Origin of the sequence: Neotamlana laminarinivorans (assembly GCF_020523925.1) — a bacterium.
Lineage (GTDB): Bacteria > Bacteroidota > Bacteroidia > Flavobacteriales > Flavobacteriaceae > Neotamlana > Neotamlana laminarinivorans.
In genome coordinates, this window is the sequence record NZ_JAJAPW010000002.1 from 425,272 (window position 1) to 448,925 (window position 23,654).

At 29.8% G+C, this 23,654-nt stretch carries 23 protein-coding genes; all 23 read left to right on the top strand.

The window, feature by feature from the left end; genetic code table 11:
• Positions 1 to 3: 3 nt before the first annotated feature.
• Positions 4 to 1,047 carry a dTDP-glucose 4,6-dehydratase gene (gene rfbB, locus LG649_RS05625; RefSeq protein ID WP_226542057.1) on the top strand — a complete coding sequence of 348 codons (1,044 nt, stop codon included), beginning with the start codon at positions 4 to 6 and terminating at the stop codon, positions 1,045 to 1,047.
• Positions 1,048 to 1,052: 5 nt separating this feature from the next.
• Positions 1,053 to 1,922, top strand: coding sequence for a glucose-1-phosphate thymidylyltransferase RfbA (gene rfbA / locus LG649_RS05630; protein WP_226542059.1), 870 nt, complete (start codon positions 1,053 to 1,055; stop codon positions 1,920 to 1,922).
• Entirely contained in the window at positions 1,919 to 2,464 is a 546-nt protein-coding gene (rfbC, locus tag LG649_RS05635; protein ID WP_226542061.1) for a dTDP-4-dehydrorhamnose 3,5-epimerase, read from the top strand. The genes rfbA and rfbC overlap by 4 nt, the downstream gene beginning before the upstream one ends.
• On the top strand, positions 2,461 to 3,312 hold the full coding sequence (gene rfbD, locus LG649_RS05640) for a dTDP-4-dehydrorhamnose reductase (RefSeq protein WP_226542063.1): 852 nt from the start codon (positions 2,461 to 2,463) through the stop codon (positions 3,310 to 3,312). Before rfbC ends, rfbD begins: the two co-directional genes overlap by 4 nt.
• A 3-nt stretch (positions 3,313 to 3,315) precedes the next feature.
• Positions 3,316 to 4,584 (top strand): nucleotide sugar dehydrogenase, encoded by a 1,269-nt coding sequence (locus tag LG649_RS05645; RefSeq protein ID WP_226542065.1) that lies wholly within the window; start codon positions 3,316 to 3,318, stop codon positions 4,582 to 4,584.
• A 3-nt stretch (positions 4,585 to 4,587) separates the two neighbouring features.
• A complete protein-coding gene (locus tag LG649_RS05650) occupies positions 4,588 to 5,571 on the top strand; it encodes an SDR family oxidoreductase (RefSeq protein WP_226542066.1) in 984 nt (327 codons plus the stop codon).
• A gap of 85 nt (positions 5,572 to 5,656) precedes the next feature.
• A complete protein-coding gene (gene cysQ, locus LG649_RS05655; protein WP_226542068.1) occupies positions 5,657 to 6,454 on the top strand; it encodes a 3'(2'),5'-bisphosphate nucleotidase CysQ in 798 nt (265 codons plus the stop codon).
• Between the two features lie 2 nt (positions 6,455 to 6,456).
• Positions 6,457 to 6,915, top strand: a complete 459-nt coding sequence (locus LG649_RS05660; RefSeq protein ID WP_226542070.1) for a DUF2061 domain-containing protein — start codon at positions 6,457 to 6,459, stop codon at positions 6,913 to 6,915.
• Positions 6,870 to 7,469: an adenylyl-sulfate kinase gene (gene cysC / locus LG649_RS05665; protein WP_226542072.1), complete on the top strand. Its 600-nt coding sequence runs from the start codon at positions 6,870 to 6,872 to the stop codon at positions 7,467 to 7,469. The genes LG649_RS05660 and cysC overlap by 46 nt, the downstream gene beginning before the upstream one ends.
• Positions 7,466 to 8,371: a sulfate adenylyltransferase subunit CysD gene (cysD, locus tag LG649_RS05670; protein WP_226542074.1), complete on the top strand. Its 906-nt coding sequence runs from the start codon at positions 7,466 to 7,468 to the stop codon at positions 8,369 to 8,371. Before cysC ends, cysD begins: the two co-directional genes overlap by 4 nt.
• Before the next feature lie 75 nt (positions 8,372 to 8,446).
• The gene (gene cysN, locus LG649_RS05675) at positions 8,447 to 9,700 is read left to right on the top strand and encodes a sulfate adenylyltransferase subunit CysN (RefSeq protein ID WP_226542076.1); all 1,254 of its coding nucleotides are present in this window, start codon (positions 8,447 to 8,449) and stop codon (positions 9,698 to 9,700) included.
• A 16-nt stretch (positions 9,701 to 9,716) separates the two neighbouring features.
• Positions 9,717 to 10,700, top strand: coding sequence for a sulfotransferase family protein (locus LG649_RS05680; RefSeq protein WP_226542077.1), 984 nt, complete (start codon positions 9,717 to 9,719; stop codon positions 10,698 to 10,700).
• 571 nt (positions 10,701 to 11,271) lie between these two features.
• Positions 11,272 to 11,946, top strand: coding sequence for a lipopolysaccharide biosynthesis protein (locus LG649_RS05685; protein WP_226542079.1), 675 nt, complete (start codon positions 11,272 to 11,274; stop codon positions 11,944 to 11,946).
• A gap of 9 nt (positions 11,947 to 11,955) precedes the next feature.
• Positions 11,956 to 13,422, top strand: a complete 1,467-nt coding sequence (locus tag LG649_RS05690; protein WP_226542080.1) for an alkaline phosphatase family protein — start codon at positions 11,956 to 11,958, stop codon at positions 13,420 to 13,422.
• 1 nt (position 13,423) lies between these two features.
• Positions 13,424 to 14,461: a polysaccharide pyruvyl transferase family protein gene (locus tag LG649_RS05695; RefSeq protein ID WP_226542082.1), complete on the top strand. Its 1,038-nt coding sequence runs from the start codon at positions 13,424 to 13,426 to the stop codon at positions 14,459 to 14,461.
• A complete protein-coding gene (locus LG649_RS05700; protein ID WP_226542084.1) occupies positions 14,451 to 15,473 on the top strand; it encodes an acyltransferase family protein in 1,023 nt (340 codons plus the stop codon). The genes LG649_RS05695 and LG649_RS05700 overlap by 11 nt, the downstream gene beginning before the upstream one ends.
• Complete coding sequence (locus LG649_RS05705; protein ID WP_226542086.1) at positions 15,466 to 16,500, top strand: glycosyltransferase family 4 protein; 1,035 nt, start codon at positions 15,466 to 15,468, stop codon at positions 16,498 to 16,500. The genes LG649_RS05700 and LG649_RS05705 overlap by 8 nt, the downstream gene beginning before the upstream one ends.
• Before the next feature lie 7 nt (positions 16,501 to 16,507).
• Positions 16,508 to 17,746, top strand: a complete 1,239-nt coding sequence (locus LG649_RS05710) for an O-antigen ligase family protein (protein WP_226542094.1) — start codon at positions 16,508 to 16,510, stop codon at positions 17,744 to 17,746.
• A gap of 40 nt (positions 17,747 to 17,786) precedes the next feature.
• Entirely contained in the window at positions 17,787 to 18,941 is a 1,155-nt protein-coding gene (locus LG649_RS05715) for an O-antigen ligase family protein (protein WP_226542095.1), read from the top strand.
• Positions 18,919 to 20,064, top strand: coding sequence for a glycosyltransferase (locus tag LG649_RS05720; RefSeq protein ID WP_226542097.1), 1,146 nt, complete (start codon positions 18,919 to 18,921; stop codon positions 20,062 to 20,064). The genes LG649_RS05715 and LG649_RS05720 overlap by 23 nt, the downstream gene beginning before the upstream one ends.
• 18 nt (positions 20,065 to 20,082) lie before the next feature.
• Positions 20,083 to 21,423: an undecaprenyl-phosphate glucose phosphotransferase gene (locus tag LG649_RS05725; RefSeq protein WP_226542099.1), complete on the top strand. Its 1,341-nt coding sequence runs from the start codon at positions 20,083 to 20,085 to the stop codon at positions 21,421 to 21,423.
• 12 nt (positions 21,424 to 21,435) lie between these two features.
• Positions 21,436 to 22,578, top strand: coding sequence for a DegT/DnrJ/EryC1/StrS family aminotransferase (locus LG649_RS05730; protein ID WP_226542101.1), 1,143 nt, complete (start codon positions 21,436 to 21,438; stop codon positions 22,576 to 22,578).
• A gap of 87 nt (positions 22,579 to 22,665) precedes the next feature.
• Positions 22,666 to 23,649, top strand: a complete 984-nt coding sequence (locus LG649_RS05735) for a UDP-glucuronic acid decarboxylase family protein (protein ID WP_226542103.1) — start codon at positions 22,666 to 22,668, stop codon at positions 23,647 to 23,649.
• The last annotated feature ends 5 nt before the right edge of the window (positions 23,650 to 23,654 follow it).

The following is a 23,654-nucleotide window of genomic DNA, read 5'->3' on the forward strand; positions in this document are numbered from 1 at the left end:
AATATGAAAATTCTAATTACTGGTGGTGCTGGTTTTATAGGTTCACATGTTACAAAAAGATTTGTGGAAAAATATCCTAACTATCAAATTTACAATCTTGATATCTTAACCTATGCTGGTAATTTAGAAAACTTAAAAGACATTGAAAATAAATCAAACTATACATTTTTAAAAGCAGATATTAACGACGACGTAGTTATAAATAAGCTGTTTGAAGATTATAAATTTGATAATGTTATTCATCTTGCTGCAGAATCACATGTAGATCGATCAATAACAGACCCTTTAGCATTCGTTAAAACAAACATTATTGGTACCTTAAACTTATTAAATGCATTTAAAGAACTTTGGAAAGATAATTTTAACGGAAAACGATTTTATCATATAAGTACAGATGAGGTTTATGGTACTCTAGGGGAATCAGGTTTGTTTACTGAAACAACAGCTTACAGTCCAAACTCACCATATTCAGCATCCAAAGCGAGTTCCGATCATTTTGTAAGAGCTTATGGGGAAACTTATGGATTACCTTACGTTATTTCTAATTGTTCAAATAATTATGGACAAAATCAGTTTCCAGAGAAGTTAATACCGTTGTTTATTAACAATATAATCAATAAAAAGCCACTACCAGTTTATGGTGATGGTAATTATACTAGAGATTGGTTGTATGTTGTAGATCATGCCATAGCAATCGATTTGGTTTTTCATAAAGGAAAAAATGCTGAAACGTATAATATTGGAGGGTTTAACGAATGGAAAAATATCGATTTGGTTAAAGAATTGTGCAAACAAATGGATACCAAACTAGGGCAACCCGAAGGAACATCGGAACAATTAATTAGTTTTGTAAAAGATCGTCCAGGACACGATTTACGTTACGCTATTGATGCCTCAAAAATTAATAAAGAATTAGGTTGGAGTCCTTCTGTAACTTTTCAGGAGGGTTTAAAAATAACCATAGAGTGGTATTTGTCTAATACCGATTGGTTAGAAAACGTAACCTCTGGAGCATATCAAAATTATTACAATAAACAGTATAGTTAAATTTTATGAAAGGTATTATTTTAGCTGGCGGATCTGGTACTAGGTTGCACCCATTAACGTTAAGTGTTAGTAAACAACTTATGCCAGTTTACGATAAACCTATGATTTATTACCCACTTTCAACTTTAATTTATTCGGGTATAAATGAAATTTTAATAATATCTACTCCAAAAGATTTACCACTTTTTAAAGATTTATTAGGAGATGGTAATAAATACGGTTGTCGTTTTGAATATACGGTTCAAGAAGAACCAAAAGGGTTAGCAGAGGCTTTTGTAATTGGGGCTGATTTTATAGGAAATGATAAAGTAGCACTTATTCTTGGCGACAATATTTTTTATGGAACAGGTTTGAGTGATTTATTACAAGCTAATAACGATCCTGATGGTGGTATTATTTACGCCTATCGCGTCCACGACCCAGAGCGTTATGGTGTAGTTGAATTTAATGATGAAGGACAAGCTATTTCTATTGAAGAAAAACCTAACAACCCTAAATCTAATTATGCAGTTCCAGGAATTTATTTTTATGACAACTCTGTTCTAGAAATAGCTAAAAATATAAAGCCTAGTAAAAGAGGGGAACTAGAGATAACAGATGTAAATAAAACGTATTTGCAACAAGGGAAACTAAGTGTTAGTGTGCTTGATAGAGGAACAGCTTGGTTAGATACAGGAACATTTCAATCCCTTATGCAAGCTTCTCAATTTGTAGAAGTAATCGAGGAGCGACAAGGTTTAAAAATTGGTTCCCCAGAAGCTGCGGCATTTGATATGGGCTTTATAAACGAAACAGAATTTAAAGCTTTAGCAGAACCACTGTTAAAAAGCGGATACGGAAAAAATTTATTAGGTTTACTAAATAGCAAGAAATGATAGTTAAAGAAACAAAACTAGCTAATTGCTTTGTTTTAGAACCTAAGGTTTTTAATGATAGTAGAGGGTATTTTCTTGAAAGTTTTAATCAAAACACTTTTCAAAAAGTTACAGGTTTATCTGTTAATTTTGTTCAAGATAATGAATCTATGTCATCAAAAGGAGTATTACGAGGCTTACATTTTCAAACTGGAGAGTTTGCTCAAGCTAAATTAGTAAGAGTGATAAAGGGTAAAGTACTTGATGTTGCCGTAGACCTCAGGAAAGATTCAATTACCTATGGAGAATATGTTGCAGAGGAACTTTCAGAAGATAATAAAAAGCAACTATTCGTGCCACGTGGTTTTGCACATGGTTTTGTTGTATTAAGCAATACCGCAATTTTTTCATATAAATGCGATAATTATTATAATAAAGCTTCCGAAGGAGGTATTATATATAATGATAAAAGCCTAAATATAGATTGGAAACTTGAAGAAAAAGACTTCATTATTTCAGAAAAAGATTTATTACTTCCAACACTTCAAAGTATAAATTCATGATACAAATTCTGGTAACCGGAGGTAATGGGCAATTAGCCCAGTGTTTAAAAAGTTTGTCTGAAAACTATAAAAACTATCAATTTACGTTTTTTTCACGTGAAGATTTTAATATTGTAAACGAGGAAGAAGTTAAAAGAGTATTAAAATCTAAAAATTTCTCGTTTTGCATAAACTGTGCAGCATTTACAAACGTAGATAATTGCGAGTTAAATAATGAAGCACCAGACTTAGTAAATAACAAAGGGGTAAAGTATTTGGCAACAGCCTGCAAAGAAAATAATGTAAAATTAGTTCATGTTTCTACAGATTTTGTTTTTGATGGGAATCAATCTATTCCTTATAAAGAAACTGATAAAACTAATCCGTTAGGAGTGTATGGAACAACAAAATTATTAGGGGAAGAGGCTGTTCAAAATACATGCGATGCTTTTTATATTTTGCGAACATCATGGTTGTATTCAGAGTTTGGTAATAATTTTTTAAAAACAATGTTACGGTTATCAGAAACAAGACCCGAACTTGGTGTGGTTTTCGATCAAGTAGGTACACCAACTTACGCTAAAGATTTAGCATCAATAATACTTACAATTATTAAAGAAGATAATGATGCCTTTGGAATTTATCATTACAGTAACGAAGGCGTTGCGAGTTGGTACGATTTTGCAATAGCTATTTTCAGTTTAAAAAATATTAATACTAAAGTATTACCTATACGCTCTGAACAATACCCCACGCCAGCAACACGACCAAGTTACAGCGTTTTTGATAAGCAAAAAATAAAAGATGTTTTCAATGTTACTTTACCACACTGGAGAACTAGTCTTGAAGCGTGCTTACAAAACGTTTAAATTATGAATTACAAAATTGCTATTATTGGTTTAGGTTATGTTGGTTTGCCACTCGCTGTTGAGTTTGCAAAAAAATTTACAGTTATTGGTTTTGACATTAATGAAAACAGAATAAAAGAACTTAATAATGCAAATGATAGTACCTTAGAGGTAGAGGAAGCAAGTTTAAAAAACGTTTTAAACCTAAAAGAAAATGGATTAAAACTAACTACAAATCCTTTAGATATAAAAGATTGTAATATTTATATTGTTACTGTACCAACACCTGTAGATAAAAATAATAAACCTGATTTTACACCATTATTAAAATCTTCAGAGCTTGTAGGTGGTGTTTTAAAGAAAAATGATATAGTAATTTACGAATCTACAGTTTATCCTGGAGCAACCGAAGAAGTTTGCGTTCCTGTTTTAGAAAAATGTAGTAAGTTAAAATTTAACAATGATTTTTATTGTGGATATTCTCCAGAACGAATAAACCCTGGAGATAAATTACGAACCGTAACTAAAATAACTAAAGTAACTTCTGGGTCTACGCCCGAAATTGGAAAAAAGGTTGATGATCTTTATAAATCTATAATTGAAGCGGGTACACATTTAGCACCAAGCATAAAAGTAGCCGAAGCAGCAAAAGTTATTGAAAACGCTCAACGAGATATAAACATTGCTTTTGTAAACGAGCTAGCAAAAATTTTTAATCTTTTAAATATTGATACACACGATGTTTTAGAGGCTGCTGGCACAAAATGGAATTTTCTTAATTATAAACCTGGTTTGGTTGGAGGACATTGCATTGGTGTAGATCCTTATTATCTAGCTCAAAAAGCCTTAGAGGTAGGCTATCACCCAGAAATTATTTTGGCTGGACGCCGTTTAAACGATAGCATGGGAGAGTTTGTAGCTACCGAGGTGCTAAAACTAGCAGTTAAAAATAATATTGAAATTAATTCGGCTAAAGTTTTAATGTTAGGTATAACTTTTAAAGAGAACTGTCCAGATATCCGTAATACACGAGCTATAGATGTTTACAGAGCTTTAAACGACTTTAATTTAAATGTTGACATATTTGATCCGCGAGCGTCACAAGAAGAAGTACAACACGAATATGGTATTGAATTATTAAAAGACATTGATGAAGAATATGATATTATTGTACATTGCGTTTCTCATAATGATTTTAAAAGTATCGATTTTACTAAATTTACAACCAAAAATTCTGTAATCTACGATGTAAAAGGCACTTTAAATATTAGCCTTGTCGATAAACGATTGTAAAGTATGTATGAAAACAAGTATCACGAAGAAGATTTAAGCCAATATACATTTTTAGTAACCGGTGGTGCTGGTTTTATTGGATCGAACCTCGTAGAGTATTTGTTAAAATATAATGCAAAAAAAGTAATTGTTCTTGATAACCTTGAAACCGGATTACTTTCAAATATAGAAGGTTTTTTAAAAAACAAAAACTGTGTTTTTTTAGAAGGAGATATAAGAAATTTAGAAACCTGTCAGAAAGCAGTTAAAAATGTTGATTTCATTCTACATCAAGCAGCATTAGGTTCTGTTCCACGCTCTATTAAAAACCCCATCAAAACTAACGAGGTTAACGTAACAGGTTTTTTAAATATGTTAATGGCTGCAATTTCATCACCGTCATTAATAAAAATGATTTATGCAGCTTCTTCAAGTACTTACGGAGATCATCCTGAATTACCTAAAGTGGAAGACGTTATAGGTAATCCGCTTTCACCGTATGCTGTTACAAAATATGTAAATGAGCTTTATGCCGATGTGTTCAATAAAACCTACGATTTACAAATTGTAGGTTTGCGTTATTTTAATGTTTTTGGGCCTAAACAACAACCCAATGGGGCATACGCAGCTGTAATTCCGTTATTTTTTAAAGGAGCAATAAATAATACAGAGGTAAAAATTAATGGAGATGGAGAGCAAACACGTGATTTTACGTATATAGAAAATGTAGTTCAAGCTAACATAAAAGCTATATTTATAGAAGAAGATAAGCATGAGGTATACAACGTAGCTTATGGAGAAACAATAAGTATAAATAAGTTATGGGAAATTATAAAAGGATTAACCAATTCTTTAATTAATCCAATTTACGGTTCAGAACGCTTAGGTGATGTTAAAAATTCATTGGCTAGTATTAAAAAAGCTAGATTATGCTTAAATTATAAACCTGAATTTAATTTAAAACAAGGACTTAATAAGAGTCTTTCATGGTATCTAGATAATAAATAAAATAAAATATTGCATAAGTTTTTAAATATGTTACTTTTGCATTAAATTAATTCCTATTAAATCAGTAGGGATAAAAAATATATTTATGTTAAGTAATTTGTTTTTGGCTATTGAAGCAACATTATTAGCCGGAGAAAAGATATTAAAAATATACAATAAAGATTTTAATATTGAATATAAAGATGATAAATCGCCACTTACTGAAGCTGATATAGCTTCAAACGAAATAATCGTTAAAAAACTTCAGGAAACTAATATTCCAATAATTAGCGAAGAGAATAAAACCGTTGATTATGAAACTAGAAAAAATTGGTCACAATGTTGGATAGTCGACCCAATTGATGGCACTAAAGAATTCATTAAAAAAAATGGAGAATTTACTGTAAATATAGCCTTAGTAGAAAACGGTAAAACAAAATTAGGTGTTATTTATGTACCCGTATCAAAAGAACTTTATTACACAAACGAAAGTAAAACAAAAGCCTATAAAACTATAATTACATCACTAGATTTAAAAGTTGATTCTTTGCTTTTTAAATCTGAAGATGAAATTAATAAAGCAGAATCAAATACTTCAGAAATAAAAGTTGTAGGTAGTCGTTCACATATGAATGAAGATACTCTACAATTTGTTGAAAGTTTAAAAACAGAAGGAAACAATGTAGAAATTGTTTCAAAAGGAAGTTCTTTAAAATTTTGTTTAGTGGCAGAAGGTAAAGCTGATGTTTATCCAAGATTTGCTCCTACTATGGAATGGGATACAGCTGCAGGACAAGCCATTTGTGAAGCGGTAGGTTTAACGGTTATAGATCAAAGCACAAAAAAACCAATGCTTTACAACAGACAAAATTTATTAAATAGTTACTTTTTAGTAACAAAATAAAAATGCCAAAAAACCTTTATAAAAGACATATAGCAAAAGCTATTACATGGCGTTTAGTGGGAACACTAGATACCATCATTTTGTCGTGGGTTATATCTGGAGACCCCTTAACAGGGCTTAAAATAGGGGCTTTCGAGGTAGTGACTAAAATGATATTATATTACTGTCACGAGCGTATTTGGTTTAAAGTAAAAATTGAAGAAAGCAAAAAAAGACACTTACTTAAAACATTTACTTGGCGCTTTGTAGGTACCATCGATACCATGACATTAGCTTGGATAATTTCAGGAAATCCATTAACAGGTTTAAGTATTGGATTTGCTGAGGTTTTAACTAAAATGATATTATACTACATTCATGAAAGAGTTTGGTATAAAATAGATTATGGATTAGAAAAAAGAAGGCGATTAAAACGATGGAAAAAAATATCAAAAAACACGAATATCAAATCGGAAAATTAGAGCGTCAAAAACTAAATGGGCACAATTCCTTTTTAATATTTTTCACAGGACTTTCAGGTTCGGGTAAGTCTACAATAGCAAATGCTTTAGAGCAAAAACTAAATAACCAAAAAATACATACTTTCGCTTTAGATGGTGATAATGTACGTCATGGTTTAAATAAAGATTTAAGTTTTGCTCCAGAAGATCGTACAGAAAATATTAGACGTATTGGAGAAACAGCTAAATTGTTTATTGATGCTGGTATTGTAGTTTTGGCAGCATTTGTAGCGCCGTACGAAAAAGACAGAAAAAACATAGAAGATACCGTAAAATCTGATAACTTTGTCGAAGTTTTTGTAAACACGAGTTTAGAAGAATGCGAACGCAGAGACGTAAAAGGCTTGTATAAAAAGGCAAGAGCGGGAGAAATAAAGAACATGACAGGTATTTCGGCACCGTACGAAGCACCGCAAAACCCAACAGTTGAGGTATCTCATTTAAATACAGTTGAAGAATCGGTTGAAATTATTTTTCAAGCCATTAAAAATAAATTAGAAATTAAAGAACAATGAGTAAATATTATTTAAACTATTTAGACGAATTAGAATCTGAAGCGATTTTCGTTTTAAGAGAAGTTTGGGCACAGTTTCAAAACCCAGTAATATTATTTTCAGGAGGAAAAGATTCAATTGTAGTAACACATTTAGCTAGAAAAGCATTTTATCCTTCTAAAATACCATTTTCTTTAATGCATGTCGATACAGGACATAACTTTCCAGAAACTATTCAGTTTAGAGACGATTTAATAAAAGAATTAGGAGCCAATTTAATTGTAGGTTCTGTACAAGAATCTATTGATGAAGGACGTGTTGCTGAAGAAAAAGGAAAAAACGCAACTCGTAATGCCTTACAAATTACTACACTTTTAGATGCCATTGAAGCGAATAAAGTAGATTGTGCTATTGGTGGTGGGCGTCGTGATGAAGAAAAGGCAAGAGCTAAAGAACGTTTCTTCTCGCACCGTGACGATTTTGGGCAATGGGATCCGAAAAACCAACGTCCGGAATTATGGAATATTTTTAATGGTAAATATTTCGAAGGTGAGCACTTTAGAGCTTTTCCAATTAGTAACTGGACCGAAATGGATGTTTGGAATTATATAAAGCGAGAAAATCTTGCTATTCCATCGTTATACTTTGCACATGAGCGAGAAGTGGTTTGGAGACAAAACTCATGGATACCAAACTCTGAGTTTTTAGTTTTAGAAGATCATGAAGAAGTGGTAACTAAAAAAATAAGATTTAGAACTTTAGGAGATATTACAATTACCGGTGGAATTGAATCTGATGCCGATACTTTAGAAAAGATTGCAGAAGAAGTTTCAACCATGCGTCAAACTGAACGCGGTAATCGTAGTGACGATAAACGTTCAGAATCAGCAATGGAAGACCGTAAGCGTCAAGGGTATTTTTAAAAAAATTATAAATAAAATTGAAATTGTCACCTTGAGCGGAGTCGAAAGGTCTTTTCAAAAATTAAACGAATAAATATGTTAGATAATAATCAATTATTACGTTTTACAACAGCAGGAAGTGTAGATGATGGAAAAAGTACCTTAATAGGTCGACTGTTATACGATTCTAAATCTATTTTCGAAGATCAAATAGAATCTATTGAAAAAACAAGTAAACAAAAAGGACACGAAGGTGTAGATTTGGCTTTGTTTACTGACGGTTTACGTGACGAACGCGAACAAGGTATCACTATCGATGTGGCATACCGTTATTTTACAACACCAAAACGTAAATTTATTATAGCCGATACACCAGGTCATATTCAATATACTAGAAACATGGTTACAGGAGCTTCAACAGCAAATGCAGCCTTAATTTTAGTTGATGCACGCCATGGTGTTATCGAGCAAACCAGACGTCATGCTTTTATTGCTTCATTATTACAAATTCCACACATAATTGTTTGTGTTAACAAAATGGATTTGGTTGATTTTAGTGAAGAGGCTTATAACAAGGTTTTAGGTCAGTTTGAGGAGTTTTCATCTAAATTATTGGTAAAAGACGTTCGTTTTATACCAATGAGTGCTTTATTAGGCGATAACGTAGTAAACCGTAGTGAAAACATGAGCTGGTATCAAGGTGCACCATTATTACACACCCTTGAAACCATGCATATTAGTAGCGATGTAAATAAAGTAGATGCACGTTTCCCTGTGCAAACCGTTTTAAGGCCACAAAGAGAAGGTTTTATCGATTATAGAGGTTATGCCGGTAGAATTTCAAGTGGAGTGTTGAGAAAAGGCGATGAGGTTACTATAATGCCTTCTGGGTTTACAAGTAAAATCAAAACAATTGATTCTTTTGATAAAGAATTAGATGAGGCCTTTGCACCTATGTCTGTTTCTATTACTTTAGAAGACGATATTGATATTAGCCGTGGAGATATGATTGTGCGTTCTAATAATAAACCAGAACCATCTCAAAACATAGAGGTAATGTTATGTTGGTTAAATAATGCACCATCTAAACCAAGAGCAAAGTACAGTATTTTCCATACCTCTAATCAACAGAAAGCCATGATTAAAGAGTTGGTTTATAAAATAGATATTAATACTTTACAGCGTAAAGAAGATGAAGCTGAGTTAAAAATGAACGAAATTGCAAAGGTTAAAATTAGAACAACAAAACCATTAATGATTGATTCTTATCGTGAAAATCGAACCACAGGAAGCATAATTCTTGTTGATGATGCTACAAATGAAACTGTAGCTGCAGGAATGGTGGTTTAACCCCTTTTTCATTATTATGAAGAAAATAATTGTTACTGGGGCTAGAAGAACCGCAACAACTTTTTTTGGGCAAGTTATAGCATTCCCAGATAATAACGCATATATATTCGAGCCTTTAAATAGGGAGTTAGGTGCAAAAGGGCTATCTTATAATGTCTGGTATCCAAAATATAACACAGTGTCTGTTTCTAAAACAGATAAAAACATATTTAACAAGTTAGTGGGTTTAAAACAACTATCTTTTAAAAAGAGTATAGGCGATGCTAAAACAGACTACTTTATTTATGATGCGTCATTTACAGAGAGAATAAAAAATGTTTTTTCAAATAGGTCGAAGCAAACATTAAAGTTTAAGCTTTCTAAAATTTTTTTTAATAGATGTGTTTACGAGTATTATAAATCGAAATATTTAAGAAGTAAAAGACTTTTGGTTATTAAGGACCCTTTTTTAGCTTTAAGCACTCCTTATTTTACAAATAACTATAAGGCCAAGATAGTTGTTACTTTACGCCACCCTGTATCATATTATCATAGTATGGTTAAACAAGGTTGGTTTCTAAAGTTTGATCTATTTTCCAATAAACCTTCTGAAGATGTTTTTAGTATAAAAAAGCAAATGGAAACAGACTATAATAATATTGATAGAAAAAAGCAATTGGCGGTTTTAGAATATTTAATGGTGTATTCTGAATTATTGAAATATAAAAATAATCCAGATTACATATTTATTAAACAAGAAGACTTTTTAGAAGCCCCAAAACAAACAATAGAAAATCTTTACTCAAAACTAGGTTTGGCTTTTAATGAAAAAACAGAAAAGTTTTTAAAGTCATATACCACTCATAATACAAAAAACGAAAATAGAATTTCTAACACAAAAAGAGATCTTAATTCTATGAAAAATCCATGGGTTGGGAAAGTTTCTAAAGAAGAGATTGATTTTGTTAAGCACTTTTCTTTTGAATTGTTAAAAGAGTTTTATCCTGAAGAACTGTGGTAGGATGAGTAAGTTGTTAGTAAATGTATTATCAAAAATCTTTTTGAGAGGCTTAACAGCTCTTTTTGGTGTTTACTTTTCTTATTTTTTAATACAAGATCTTGGTACAACAGATAGTGGCGAGTTTTTTTGGTTTCTTTCAATTTTAATTATTGTAAGCAGTTTTGTTAGATTAGGTTTTGATAAGCAATTAATTAGGTATTATGGTATTAATTACAGGAACTTAGAAAACTCTAAATTACTTTATATTACATATACGCAGGTTTTAGCTGTTATTGTTGCCTTTTTTCTCTTTATTGCATTATTGTATTTAATTATAGAACACTTTTTTTTAGGTGTTATAGAACTAAAAGTTTATAAGTATTTAATTTATAATCTTATACCTTATTCTTTTATTTTTTTGAATGTAAATTTTTTCTTAGGAATTAGAAAGGTGGCATTAGCCATTATATTAAGTAACTTTATTTTACAGCTATTTGTTTTTGTTTCTTATAAGCTCGGGTTTTCAGAAAATGTTTTTTTTCTGTACACTATTGCTAACTATACCGTATTTTTTCTGTCGTTTTTAATTTGTTTGTTTTCATTAAAGGGATTTAAGTTAGATTTACATGAAGCTTTTAATTTCAAAAAATATTTTAATGTAGATTTTTTTTTAATTACGGCTACAACAATATCAGCTAATTGGGTTGGAATTCTATTAATTGGGTTTTTTTTGAACAAAGAAGATGTAGCTTTGTATAACTCCGCTGTAAAGATTTCATTTTCAATGAATTTGATTTTGCAAACAATAAATCAAATTACCGCCTCTAGATTTGCTTTATACCACAAAAATAATCAGAAAAGCAAAATCAAAAAGTTAGCCAAAAGAGCTAGTTTACTTTGTACTGCACTTGTTGTACCTACAGGTATAGTTTTAATATTGTTTTCTTCAGAAATTCTTGGTTTTTTTGACGAAAGTTTTAAATCTGGAAATTTAGTTCTGTTAATATTGCTTGGCGCACAATTTATAAATGCAATTACAGGTTCTGTTGGGACAATTTTGCAAATGACAAACGAAGAGAGTTATTGGAGAAGAAAAAGTATTGAATCTTTTGTATTAAATATTCTTTTAAGTTTAATTCTTTTATATTTGACAGGAATAAATGGCGCTGCTGTAGGACAAATTTTAGCAATATCATATTTAATGCTATCATCAGTCTATTATTTAAAAAAAAATCACGGAATTAGCAGTGTATTTTTTATAAAATAAATTATATAAATGAAATTACTTGTTTTAGGAATTGATGCAGGAGTTAAAAAGGTTTTTGAAACCTTTGAAATGCCTTTTTTACAAAGTAAACTTAGTAAAGGAGTAATTATAAAGACTACGGAAGATATTGTAACTAGGGGCTGGGTGAAAAGCTACACAGGAAAATCGGCCGAAGCAAACCTAGGTTTTTATGAATACCCTATTATAGATAAAGAAGGATACCAATGGTCAAAATCGTTTAATCAAAATCACTTAAAAAAAACAGGGGTTAAGCCATTATGGGAATCTTTAAAAGAAAATGATATTTCTTCTGGGTTTATGAATATACCAACCACTTCTCCTGCCCCAGAAATTAAAGGTTTTTTTATATCTGGAGGCGGTGGAGGTAAAGAATTGAAGAACGGTTTTGATGCCTCGATATGTTTTCCTGAGAGTTATACTGAAGTGCTAAATTCAAATGATTATATTTTAGATGAAAGAGTACCTTCATTGGTCTGGGAAAAAGGTTTAGAGAAGTACAATGTTTTCTTTGAAAAGTTAATTGAAATGACAGAGAAGAGAATATTAACTTATATAGAGCTTTACAAGAAAGAACCCGTTGATTTTGGTTTTTTAGTAATTAGATCTGTAGCTGTTGTGCATTATTTGGCTATGTCTGAAATAGATAATTTTTGCAATTTAAATATACCAATAAATAATGAATTGCTTGATAATCTAAAAATTTTTTATAAGAAACTGGATGGGTCTATCGAAAAATTATTTCTTAGTTTAAACCCAGAGAATTATATAATTTTTGCAGACCATGGTATTTCAACTTTAAATGAAAGTATAAACATAAACAAGTTTTTATCCTCAAACGGTTTTCAGAAACCAATTGTTTCAAAGAATTCTTCTAAAAAAATTATTAATAAAATGAAACATTTAATACCTTATAAATTAAGAAGAAAAATAAAGAGATCAGCTTCTTTTAAAGAGTATTACATGAGTATGATTTCATTTGAAACCAAGAATACAAAGGCTTTTTCCAGAGGAGCTGTTAACGGTATCTATATAAATGATGAGTCTAGGTTTAATGGATCTGTAAAAGCTGAAGAAGCTGATCAAATTATAGATGAAATAATATCATCTATAAATAATAACTATGAGTTTAAGAAAAGGCAAATAACAGCTAAGAGATTTAGAAAAGAGCACGACTCATCAAAAAAATATTATAATTACTTACCAGATATTGTTTTGACAAACATTAAAGGTTTACGTTTTACAGAGGTAGGGAATAAAGTTTTTTTAAAAAATGAGTTTGTTAATAAGCCATATAATTTAAAAGATGTAAAAGATGACAATTGGACTGGGGTTAAAGATTCTGAAACGTTATTGGCAGTATCTAAAAAATTGCACAAAAAAGCAGAAGATTTAGTAAAAGATGATAACGATTTAACACTTGTTTATCAATTAATAAAAAGAAATTTTAACATATAGTATGCGAATAGGAATCCTTACATTTCATGATGGCATTAACTTTGGTGCTTATTTACAGGTTTTTTCACTAAAACAATGCTTAACAGAGCTTGGACACGATGTAAAAGTTATACACTATAAAAAGTATGGTTTTTTGATTAAAGAGTATATTCATTTTATAAAAAGAAAACATTCTTACGGTCAAAACATTACAAAAATAAATAAGTTTCATAAAGTTTTTAAACATTTAAATTTAACGAAGCACTATAATGATGTTAAGAAAATAAAAGAAGATTTTGATGTAGTCTTTTTTGGAAGTGATGAAATATGGAATATAAACAGTACGGCTACTTCTATGGATACTGCTTACTTTGGAAATGGAATACCTGGTAAAGCTAAGTTTGTTTCTTATGGACCTAGTTTTGGTTCAACAAAACAAGGGGATAAAAAATTAGAAGAGATAAAACCTTTGCTAGACCGATATTCTTCAATTTCGGTTAGAGATTATAATTCACAAAAAATCGTTACAAATCTTACAGGAGAAGAACCAACTTTGGTGCCAGATCCAACATTCTTAATAGATCAGTATGAAAGGATAAAATATCCTACAATAGATGAGAAATATGTAATAATATATGCGTCGGTTATTAAAGATGAGGATATAGAAATAGTAAAAGCATATTGTAAGGAAAAAGGTTTAATGCTAATTTCTTTAGGGATAAAATATTCTTGGGCAGATAAAAGCGTTATAGGAATTAGTCCATTTGAATGGTTAGGTTGGATGAAAAATGCAGAATATATTTTCACAAGTATGTTTCATGGTACTATTTTTTCAATCATACTAAATAAAAACTTTACGGTTTTCATGGATCCATATAGGCTAAATAAGTTTAGCTATTTAATAGACTTTTTGGGGCTAGATAATAGAATTTATCACAACAACCCAAACGCTATTGGAACAAGTATAGACTATGACAATCTTAACAAAAGAATAAACGACTTTTCTCTCCAGGGCAAAAACTTCATTAAAGCAGCTTTAACAAAGATTAATGAGAGCTAGAATTAATTACATAGACATTGTAAGGGGGATTGCTGCTATGTTGGTTCTATTTCAACATTACATGGAGAACTCGTACGATTTTTTTATTCATACAGGTGAAGAATATATAAATTTCGGTTTATTTGGTGTTATAGTTTTCTTTATAATCAGTGGGTTTGTAATTCCTTTTTCAGTTCAAAAAAGGTTTGATTTAAAAACGTTCGTAAAAAAAAGAATTTTACGTATTTACCCAGCTTATTTGTTTGTTTTTTTATTGTGCCTTTTCTTAGGGTTTTTTATAAAAATACCATATTATCGAAATTTGCTTCAATCAGACACATCAAACACCATTATTTTCAACTTACTCTTAATTCAGGAATATGTTAAAATACCAAGTGTTTTAGGAGTGTCTTGGACATTGAGTTTAGAGTTTTTCTGGTATTTTATGTTTTCCTTGTTTTTTTTTAAATATGGCAACAATGCAAATAAGTTAATCAAAGGAAGCTCGGTTTTTATTATTCTAATTGCATTACTTTCATTTCTTGTAGAAAAGAGGTTGCCGCTTGGGAGGTTTTTGCTCATTCATTTTGCTGTAATTGGTTACTATTGTTTTGAGAATTATTTAAAGAAAAAGCAAAACTTTAAAAGAACAATTCTTATTCAAGTATTGGTTTTTAACTTTGCGTTATTTATTGGGTTTTATTATTTTCAACATAAAACAATAAGTTATTTTTGTGAGTTATTATCATGGAATTTAGCTTACATATTCTTCTTTTTGTTTTACTTTTATTTTGATTACTTAAGAAATAAAACAATGGAGTATTTAGGGAAAATAAGCTATTCTGTTTACTTGCTACACACACCTGTATATTTGTTATACAAATACTATTTTGGTAAAGTTTCTGGATTAGAAATTATTTTAGTAACGGCTATATGTATTGTTTTTTCAGCTTTAAGCTATCATTATATTGAAGAACCGTTCGTGGCTCTAGGCAGAAGAAAAATAGGTTTAAACAAAAATAAAGTTGTATAAAACAGTTTTTATAAATGGTAGGTTTTTAACTCAAGATTTTACTGGCGTTCAAAGGGTCGCTTTTGAATATCTGTATAATTTAGAGAAGTACTTTAAAGATATTGAATGGGTAATTTTAAGTCCAAAAATAAAATTTTATAAGTCCAAAAAATTAAATGTAAGTTTTAAAATTGTTGAAATAGGAAAAAAAGCAGGTTATTTATGGGAGCAAATAGAACTTCCTATTTATTTAAAAAATAAAGATAATACTCTTATAAATTTTTGTAATATGGCACCATTGTTTTATAAAAATAATGTTGTTTTGTTGCATGATGTTGCTTTTTTAGACAATCCAGAATGGTTTAACAAAAAATTTGTAGCAGTTTATAAATTTTTAATGCCCAAAATTTTAAAGAAGAGCAAGAAGATAATAACAGTTAGTGAGTTTTCTAAAAAAAGAATTATACACCATTATTCTTCTATAGATCAAAACAAGGTTAAGGTTATTTATAATGGGGTTACATACTTTAATGGAAACCCTCAAGAAAATAAGGAAGGCCGCTATGCTTTGGTTGTTGGCTCAATTAATAAACGAAAGAACCATGAGTTAATAATTAAGACTTTTAAGGAGCTTGGTAAAGAATTTAAACTTATTTTGGTAGGTAACATTTCCAAGTCATTTAATCATAAAATTGACATGCTACCAGAAAACGTAAAAATCAAATCTGGAATAGATAATACTGAATTATATAACTTATATTATCACGCCAATTTAGTAATATGCGCCTCTTTATACGAAGGTTTCGGATTACCTATTTTAGAAGCATTACAATTTAATAAAAAAGTTATTGCATCAGAAATAGATGTTTTTAAAGAACTTTTTAAAGGAAGCGTTGTGTTTTTTAATCCAAAAATTAAGGAAGATTTAAAAGACAAGGTGAAGGAAAACTGGAATGCTTCAACATCACCTAAACCTTTTGATTTAGATTTTTTTTCTTGGAAAAATAGTAGCCAAAAACTAGTAGATTTAATTAATTGTATATACTAAATAATATATGTTAAAAAAAATAGGTTATTGGGTTTTGGTTATAGGGTTGTTAGGCACTGTAAGTAACCTTATTTTCATAAGCCCTTTACCTACTCTTGTATCTCCCATTTTCATTTTTGTAGGGTTATTAATGATAAAAAAACCAAAAAAAGTAACTTTTTGGCTAACAATATTTTTATTATATGCAACAATAAGTGTTCTAATTTACCACCCTAAATCACTTATAGACTTTGATTTTTATAGGTATGATGGAAATTTATACATTTCTTATTTACCAATATTAGCTTTTTCATTTTTAGCCTACGATTATGATATAGAAAAAAGGTTTAAGCAATTTTTATTATTTACTATAATTATTAATCTTATTGGGTTAGTTGTTTTGGGGATTAATCCTATAGATCACAATTACCACGGGTTTTTTAAGGCACATAATGCTATAGGTGGTTTTATGGCTTTTATAACAATTATTGCGTTTGTGTTTGCTCACCAAAAGAGGAGTCGATTTTATAAAATCTTAGCTTTTTTGGCTTTTTTGTTTTTATGGTTAAGTGGTTCAAGGGGCTCGATTTTAGGAGTTGTTTTTTCTATAATATTCTATTTTATTTACTTAAACAAATACTATAGAAAATTAAATTTTGTTTTACTTACAATATTTTTTATTATTAATTTTATAGCTGCATTATTATTGTATAATTATGGATTGTATACCAAACTTAATTTATCAAAGAATGGAGAAAAGTATATGAAAACCCATATTAGGAGTACTGAAGGTAATGTTGGAGCAAAAACAATGAACATTTATACTAGAATTCATTGGACTTGGGGTAGAGCCACAAACTGTTTAATTGTATCACCTTTTTTTGGAACAGGATTTGGATCTATGAACGATTGGCCTTTAAATTTTAAGGGAGTTAACCATATTATTGCGTTTAATAATCCAGATGATTATTTTTATGATCCATCACATGCGCATCATTCTTATTTTCATTTTTTAGGAGAATTTGGAATTATTGGATTTTTAATATTTGTTGCTTTTTGGTGGAATGTTTATAAATATTTAGAGAGAAATGATCAAAACAAAATTGTTCAACTCATTTTAATTATGAGCTATTTCAATTTAACAATAATGTCGTTTACAGAGCATCGAATAACAACACCATCCAACGCTTTGCCTTTTGTTATAAGTTTGAGTCTTTATATAATATATAATAATTACAAAAACAAATATGCAAGCCTACCTGAATAAAATAAGTTTTTGGATATTATTACTTCTGCCAATATCATTATTGTTTGGTATAGATTTTAATGTTAAAGTAATCGTTTTATTTGCCTTGTTTCTTTTTTTAGATTACCGTAATTTTTTTATCGCATTTAAAAATTCCTTTTCAAATAAATGGGTGCTTTTTTTTATTTCTCTATTTATGATTCAGCTGGTAGGTTTACTCCATTCATCAAACATAAATTATACATTACACTACTTTGAAACTAAGGTTTCAATAATTATTTTTCCAATTTTAATTTATATTTTTTTTAATAAATATAGAATAGATGTAGAGCGATTTGTAAAAATGTACGCCTATGGTGTTTTTATAATATCCTCTATTATTATTGGGTATTTAGTACTCAAAAATGGCGGTTATGATCAATCGTTTTTGGCTAAAAATGTGCCAAACCATCATATTTATTTTGGAATGTATTTATCTTTTGCCGCAATAGTATTTTGGTATTATTTATTTAAGGCCAAAGTTAAAATTGTATTTAAGGCTTTATATTACTTTTTACCATTGTTATTTTCAATTTTAATCTTGTTGGCTGTAGGATCTAGAACAGCTTTCATTGCTTTAATTACAGGTGTAATTATTTCTACAGTCATTCTACTAAAAAGTAATAAACTGAAACAAAACAGACAAATTTTATTGTTTTTATTATTTTTATTTGCAATTGTGATGGTTGTTGTTTTTACAAATGAAGAAATTACAGATAGGCTATCAAGACTTTTTAATGAAAGCCGAAAAAACAGTCCATTGCTTAAAAGGATGGTACAATGGGAATGTGGTTTAAAAATTTTCAAAGAAAATTTCTTATTTGGAGTAGGCACAGGAGACGTTCAAGAATACCTAAACATGTGTTATAGAGAAAATAAATTTAGAGGCTATAGGTACAAATTGAATACCCATAACCAATATCTTGACGAAGGAATTAAGAATGGTATATTAGGGCTTTTAACTATTTTAAGCCTGTATTTTTATATGCTATATTATTCAATTAAGTGCAAAAAACATGTATATTCATATTTTTTAATTACGATAATAATAGTTTCCTTTGCTGAGAATATATTATCGAGGCAGGCAGGAGTAGTTTTTTATTCTTTTTTTAATAGCTTGCTTTTTTTTGGTTATCGCTTAAACGAAGAATTTAATGAAAAAAGCCTTAATACATGATTGGTACACACAATATGGTGGTGCCGAAAGATGCATAGAAAGCTTTACCAACATATGGAGTGATTTTGATCATTTTACACTTGTAGATACGCTTACAGACGAACAAAGAAAGGTGGTTTTAAAAGGAAAAAAGACGAAAACATCTTTTATTGAAAAACTTCCTTTTGGCAAAAAAAAATACCGCTCTTTATTACCTCTTTTTCCTTTGGCTATAGAACAATTTGATTTAAGTGAATACGAATTAATAATTTCGTCTTCATCCTCAATTGCTAAAGGTGTTTTAACCAAACCTAGCCAGCTTCACATTTCTTATGTGCACTCTCCCATTCGATATGCTTGGGATTTATATTTTGAATATTTAAAAGAAAGTGGTTTAAACAAAGGAATAAAAGGTTTTTTAGCCAGATATTTTTTATACAAAATAAGAATTTGGGATTTATCAACACTCAATAGACCCGATTTTTATATTGCAAATTCAAAGTATGTAGCTGCTAGAATAAAAAAAATATATGATAAAGACTCACTAGTTATTTATCCTCCTGTTGATGTTGAAGCTTATTCAATATCCAATGAAGTAAAAGATTATTATATTACCTATTCAAGAATGGTGCCTTACAAAAAAATCGATTTAATTGTAAAAACATTTGCTAAAACAGACAAAAAATTGATAGTAATAGGAGGTGGTCCGGATTTTAACAAAATAAAAAAATTAAAAACACCTAATATTTTAATGCTAGGACATTTATCAAACCAAGAAAAGAACACTTTTTTAAAACATGCTAAAGCATTTATATTTGCAGCAGAGGAAGATTTTGGAATTTCTCCCGTAGAAGCTCAAGCTTCAGGAGTTCCGGTAATAGCTTTTGCTAAAGGAGGTGCAACAGAAACCGTAAATGGGGTTTTTGTTAATGATAATATTGAAAACAATAGTACAGGTGTGTATTTTAAAGAACAGAGCGAAGGGTCTATACTGGAGGCTGTTGATTTTTTTGAAAAAAATGAAGTTATTTTTAATAGAGTAAAAATTAAAGAAAGTGTTGAGAAGTTTAGTGTAAAAAGATTTGAAAAAGAATTTAAGGAAACTGTAGAAACGCTTTATTCTAATTGGAAGATTAATAAATAACTAACTAATTTTTAATAAATGAGAAAAGGGGGGTATTCTATAATTATTAAGCCTTTATTGTATATAATAGATTTGACTTTTATATCATTTTTATCCTTGTTATTGTTAACAGATAATATAAAATCAATTCTTTTTTTTAACTTTTTTTGGATAATAACATCTGTTTTTGTTTCTTTTTATAATGTTTATCGATTTACCAAAATAGTTGAAGTTTTAACACGTCTCACCAAACAAAACTTTTTATTCATTCTTTTAGTGTTTACTTATTTATTCATAAATAAATCTAACGTAGACCCCAAAAATGTTCTTAGTTTTTTCTTTTGGCTCTATTTTTCGCTAATATTATGGCGCGTATTACTGTATTTTTTATTTAGAAGATATAGAATAATTACAGGCAGTAACTACAAGCAAGTCGTAATAATTGGCGTTAACAATTCAACAAAAAAGTTAGAGAAGTTTTTTAATAATCATCCCGGTTTTGGCTATAAATTTATGGGCTTTTTTACTGATGACAATGCCATTGAACGTAAAGGAGCAGTTTTGGAGAGCTATGACTTCATAATAAAAAATGAAATAGATGAAGTATATTGCTCTGTAAAAGAGTTAACAAATAAACAAATTAAAGATTTTATAAACTTTTGTGATATTAATATGAAATCTTTGAAGTTTATACCAGATAATAAGGAACTATTTACTAAAAACTTATATCTCAATTATCTTGACATTACACCTATATTATCTTTAAGAAAAATACCCTTAGAAGATTCAATAAACAGTGTAGTTAAACGCTTATTTGATATCGTTTTTTCAACTTTAATTATAGTTTTTGTACTGTCTTGGTTAATACCAATTTTAGGGTTAATAATAGTTTTAGAAAGCAAGGGGCCAATATTTTTTAGGCAAGATCGCCCTGGAATAAAAGAAGAGGGTTTTGGTTGTTATAAGTTTAGGTCTATGGCAGTAAATACAAGTTCTGAAAAATCTGCAACTAGAAACGATGCTAGGGTAACAAGGGTTGGTAAATTCATTAGAAGAACAAGTATTGACGAGTTACCTCAATTTTTTAATGTATTATTTGGTTCTATGTCAGTTGTTGGTCCCAGACCACATTTATGGAGACAAAATGAAATGTATGGAACCAAAGTGCCAAAATATATGGTGAGACATTATGTAAAACCTGGAGTAACAGGATTAGCACAAGTTAGAGGGTATCGAGGTGAAATAGAAACAAAAGAAGATATAATTAACCGAACAAAATATGATATATTCTATATAGAAAACTGGTCTATTCTTTTAGATATTAATATTATAATTCAAACGGTTGTTAACGTTTTTAAAGGAGAGGAAAAAGCTTATTAAAAAACTTTATAATTGAAAGTTATTAAACTATCATCTGCGTACAGTGGAAATAACGAAATAAAATACGTTGAACAAGCTGTTTTATATAATGAGATTTCAAATTTCGGTAAAAATCTTAATTTGTTTAGCCAACAATTAGAAGCATACTTTGCTAAACCTAACAGAATAGCTCTTTTAAATTCAGGTACGTCTGCTATACATTTAGCCTTAATTCAATTAGGAATAAAAGTTAATGATGAAGTTATTTGCCAAAGTTTTACCTTTTCTGCTTCAGCCAATCCTATAGTTTACCAAAAGGCTATTCCTGTTTTTATAGATAGCGAAGCAGAAACATGGAATATGTGCCCCGTTCAACTAGAAATAGCAATAAAAGACAGGCTGTCTCTGGGCATTAAGCCAAAAGCAATCATTGTTGTTCATAGTTATGGAATGCCAGCGAAAATGGATGATATTGTAAAAATTTCAGAAAAATTTAGCATACCAATAATCGAAGATGCAGCCGGCGCACTTGGCAGTACCTACAAAGGTGTAAAGTGTGGTAATTTTGGTGAATTTGGTATCATATCTTTCAATGGAAATAAAATAATTACAACATCAAGCGGTGGTGCTTTAATTTGTACTACAGAAAATCAAAAAATAAAAGCTAATTTTTTAGCAACACAGGCAAAAGCAAGTAAACCGTTTTACCACCACGAAGAAATTGGGTATAATTATAGTATGAGCAATATTGTTGCAGGTATAGGTAGAGCCCAAATGGAGGTTTTAAAAGAGCGAGTTCTAAAAAGGCGAGAAGTTAATGTGTTTTATAAAGACATTTTTGAAGGTATTAATGGCATTACTTTATTAACTGAGCCTAGTCAATATTATTATTCTAACCATTGGTTAACCTGTATTTTGATTAATTTTGAAGAGGCAGGTTTTTCTAACGAAGATTTAAAAAAGGAATTAGAAGAACATAATATAGAAACTCGGTTTTTATGGAAACCTTTACATTTACAGCCCATATTTAGTGATTTTCCGTATTATGGAAAGTATATTAGCGAACAATTATTTAATAGGGGTCTATGTTTGCCTTCAGGTTCAAACTTAACAAATCAAGATAAGAATAACATTAAAACAGTAATAATGCGCTTTATATCTAATAAAATCAATTAATGAGGCTAATTCTTTCTTTTTTTACATATAAGTTTTAGATTTAAGCACGGTAAAACGATAATTTATAATACGTTACATAAAACAATCATGAAAAAAATATTAATTACAGGAGCGGCTGGTTTTTTAGGCTCTCATTTATGCGATCGCTTCATTAAAGAAGGGTACAAGGTTTTTGGTATGGATAATTTTATTACTGGTGATGCCAAAAATATTGCTCATTTATCTAATAATCCCGATTTTGAGTTTATAGATCATGATGTTACCAAGCATATTGATTTTGAAGGAGATTTAGATTATATTCTTCATTTTGCATCTCCTGCAAGTCCAATAGATTATTTAAAAATTCCTATTCAAACCCTTAAAGTAGGATCGTTAGGAACTCATAATTTATTAGGTTTAGCAAAAGCTAAAGATGCAAGAATTTTAATTGCATCTACATCCGAAATTTATGGAGATCCATTGGTTCATCCACAAACCGAAGACTATTACGGTAACGTAAACACCATTGGTCCTCGTGGTGTATACGATGAAGCTAAGCGTTTCCAAGAATCTATAACTATGGCTTATCATACTTTTCATGGTGTAGAGACGCGCATTGTGCGAATTTTTAATACTTACGGCCCAAGAATGAGACTGAATGATGGTCGTGTAATTCCAGCGTTTATGGGACAAGCTTTACGCGGTGAAGATTTAACTGTTTTTGGTGATGGATCTCAAACCCGTTCGTTTTGTTATGTAGACGATCAAGTTGAAGGTATTTACCGTTTATTATTAAGCGATTATTCACATCCAGTAAACATTGGAAACCCTCACGAAATCTCGATAAGAGATTTTGCCGAAGAAATTATAAAACTTACAGGTACAACTCAAAAAGTAATTTATAAAGATTTACCGGTAAACGACCCAATGCAAAGGCAACCAGACATAACCTTAGCTAAGAAAATTTTAGGTTGGGAGCCAAAAGTAGATCGTGCTGAAGGAATGAAAATAACGTTTGATTATTTTAAAAGTTTAACCGAAGACGAGCTTTATAAAAGCGAACATAAAGATTTTACAGGATTTATAAAATAAAACTA

Excerpts from the sequence above, each read along its gene's own strand:
- rfbB (WP_226542057.1), top strand. The coding sequence starts at position 4 with ATGAAAATTCTAATTACTGGTGGTGCTGGTTTTATAGGTTCACATGTT.
- cysC (WP_226542072.1), top strand. The coding sequence starts at position 6,870 with ATGGAAAAAAATATCAAAAAACACGAATATCAAATCGGAAAATTAGAG.
- LG649_RS05645 (WP_226542065.1), top strand. The coding sequence starts at position 3,316 with ATGAATTACAAAATTGCTATTATTGGTTTAGGTTATGTTGGTTTGCCA.
- LG649_RS05700 (WP_226542084.1), top strand. The coding sequence starts at position 14,451 with ATGAGAGCTAGAATTAATTACATAGACATTGTAAGGGGGATTGCTGCT.
- LG649_RS05680 (WP_226542077.1), top strand. The coding sequence starts at position 9,717 with ATGAAGAAAATAATTGTTACTGGGGCTAGAAGAACCGCAACAACTTTT.
- LG649_RS05720 (WP_226542097.1), top strand. The coding sequence starts at position 18,919 with ATGAAAAAAGCCTTAATACATGATTGGTACACACAATATGGTGGTGCC.
- LG649_RS05660 (WP_226542070.1), top strand. The coding sequence starts at position 6,457 with ATGCCAAAAAACCTTTATAAAAGACATATAGCAAAAGCTATTACATGG.
- LG649_RS05650 (WP_226542066.1), top strand. The coding sequence starts at position 4,588 with ATGTATGAAAACAAGTATCACGAAGAAGATTTAAGCCAATATACATTT.
- cysQ (WP_226542068.1), top strand. The coding sequence starts at position 5,657 with ATGTTAAGTAATTTGTTTTTGGCTATTGAAGCAACATTATTAGCCGGA.
- LG649_RS05710 (WP_226542094.1), top strand. The coding sequence starts at position 16,508 with ATGTTAAAAAAAATAGGTTATTGGGTTTTGGTTATAGGGTTGTTAGGC.
- LG649_RS05725 (WP_226542099.1), top strand. The coding sequence starts at position 20,083 with ATGAGAAAAGGGGGGTATTCTATAATTATTAAGCCTTTATTGTATATA.
- cysD (WP_226542074.1), top strand. The coding sequence starts at position 7,466 with ATGAGTAAATATTATTTAAACTATTTAGACGAATTAGAATCTGAAGCG.
- cysN (WP_226542076.1), top strand. The coding sequence starts at position 8,447 with ATGTTAGATAATAATCAATTATTACGTTTTACAACAGCAGGAAGTGTA.
- rfbC (WP_226542061.1), top strand. The coding sequence starts at position 1,919 with ATGATAGTTAAAGAAACAAAACTAGCTAATTGCTTTGTTTTAGAACCT.
- LG649_RS05735 (WP_226542103.1), top strand. The coding sequence starts at position 22,666 with ATGAAAAAAATATTAATTACAGGAGCGGCTGGTTTTTTAGGCTCTCAT.
- rfbA (WP_226542059.1), top strand. The coding sequence starts at position 1,053 with ATGAAAGGTATTATTTTAGCTGGCGGATCTGGTACTAGGTTGCACCCA.
- LG649_RS05690 (WP_226542080.1), top strand. The coding sequence starts at position 11,956 with ATGAAATTACTTGTTTTAGGAATTGATGCAGGAGTTAAAAAGGTTTTT.
- rfbD (WP_226542063.1), top strand. The coding sequence starts at position 2,461 with ATGATACAAATTCTGGTAACCGGAGGTAATGGGCAATTAGCCCAGTGT.
- LG649_RS05695 (WP_226542082.1), top strand. The coding sequence starts at position 13,424 with ATGCGAATAGGAATCCTTACATTTCATGATGGCATTAACTTTGGTGCT.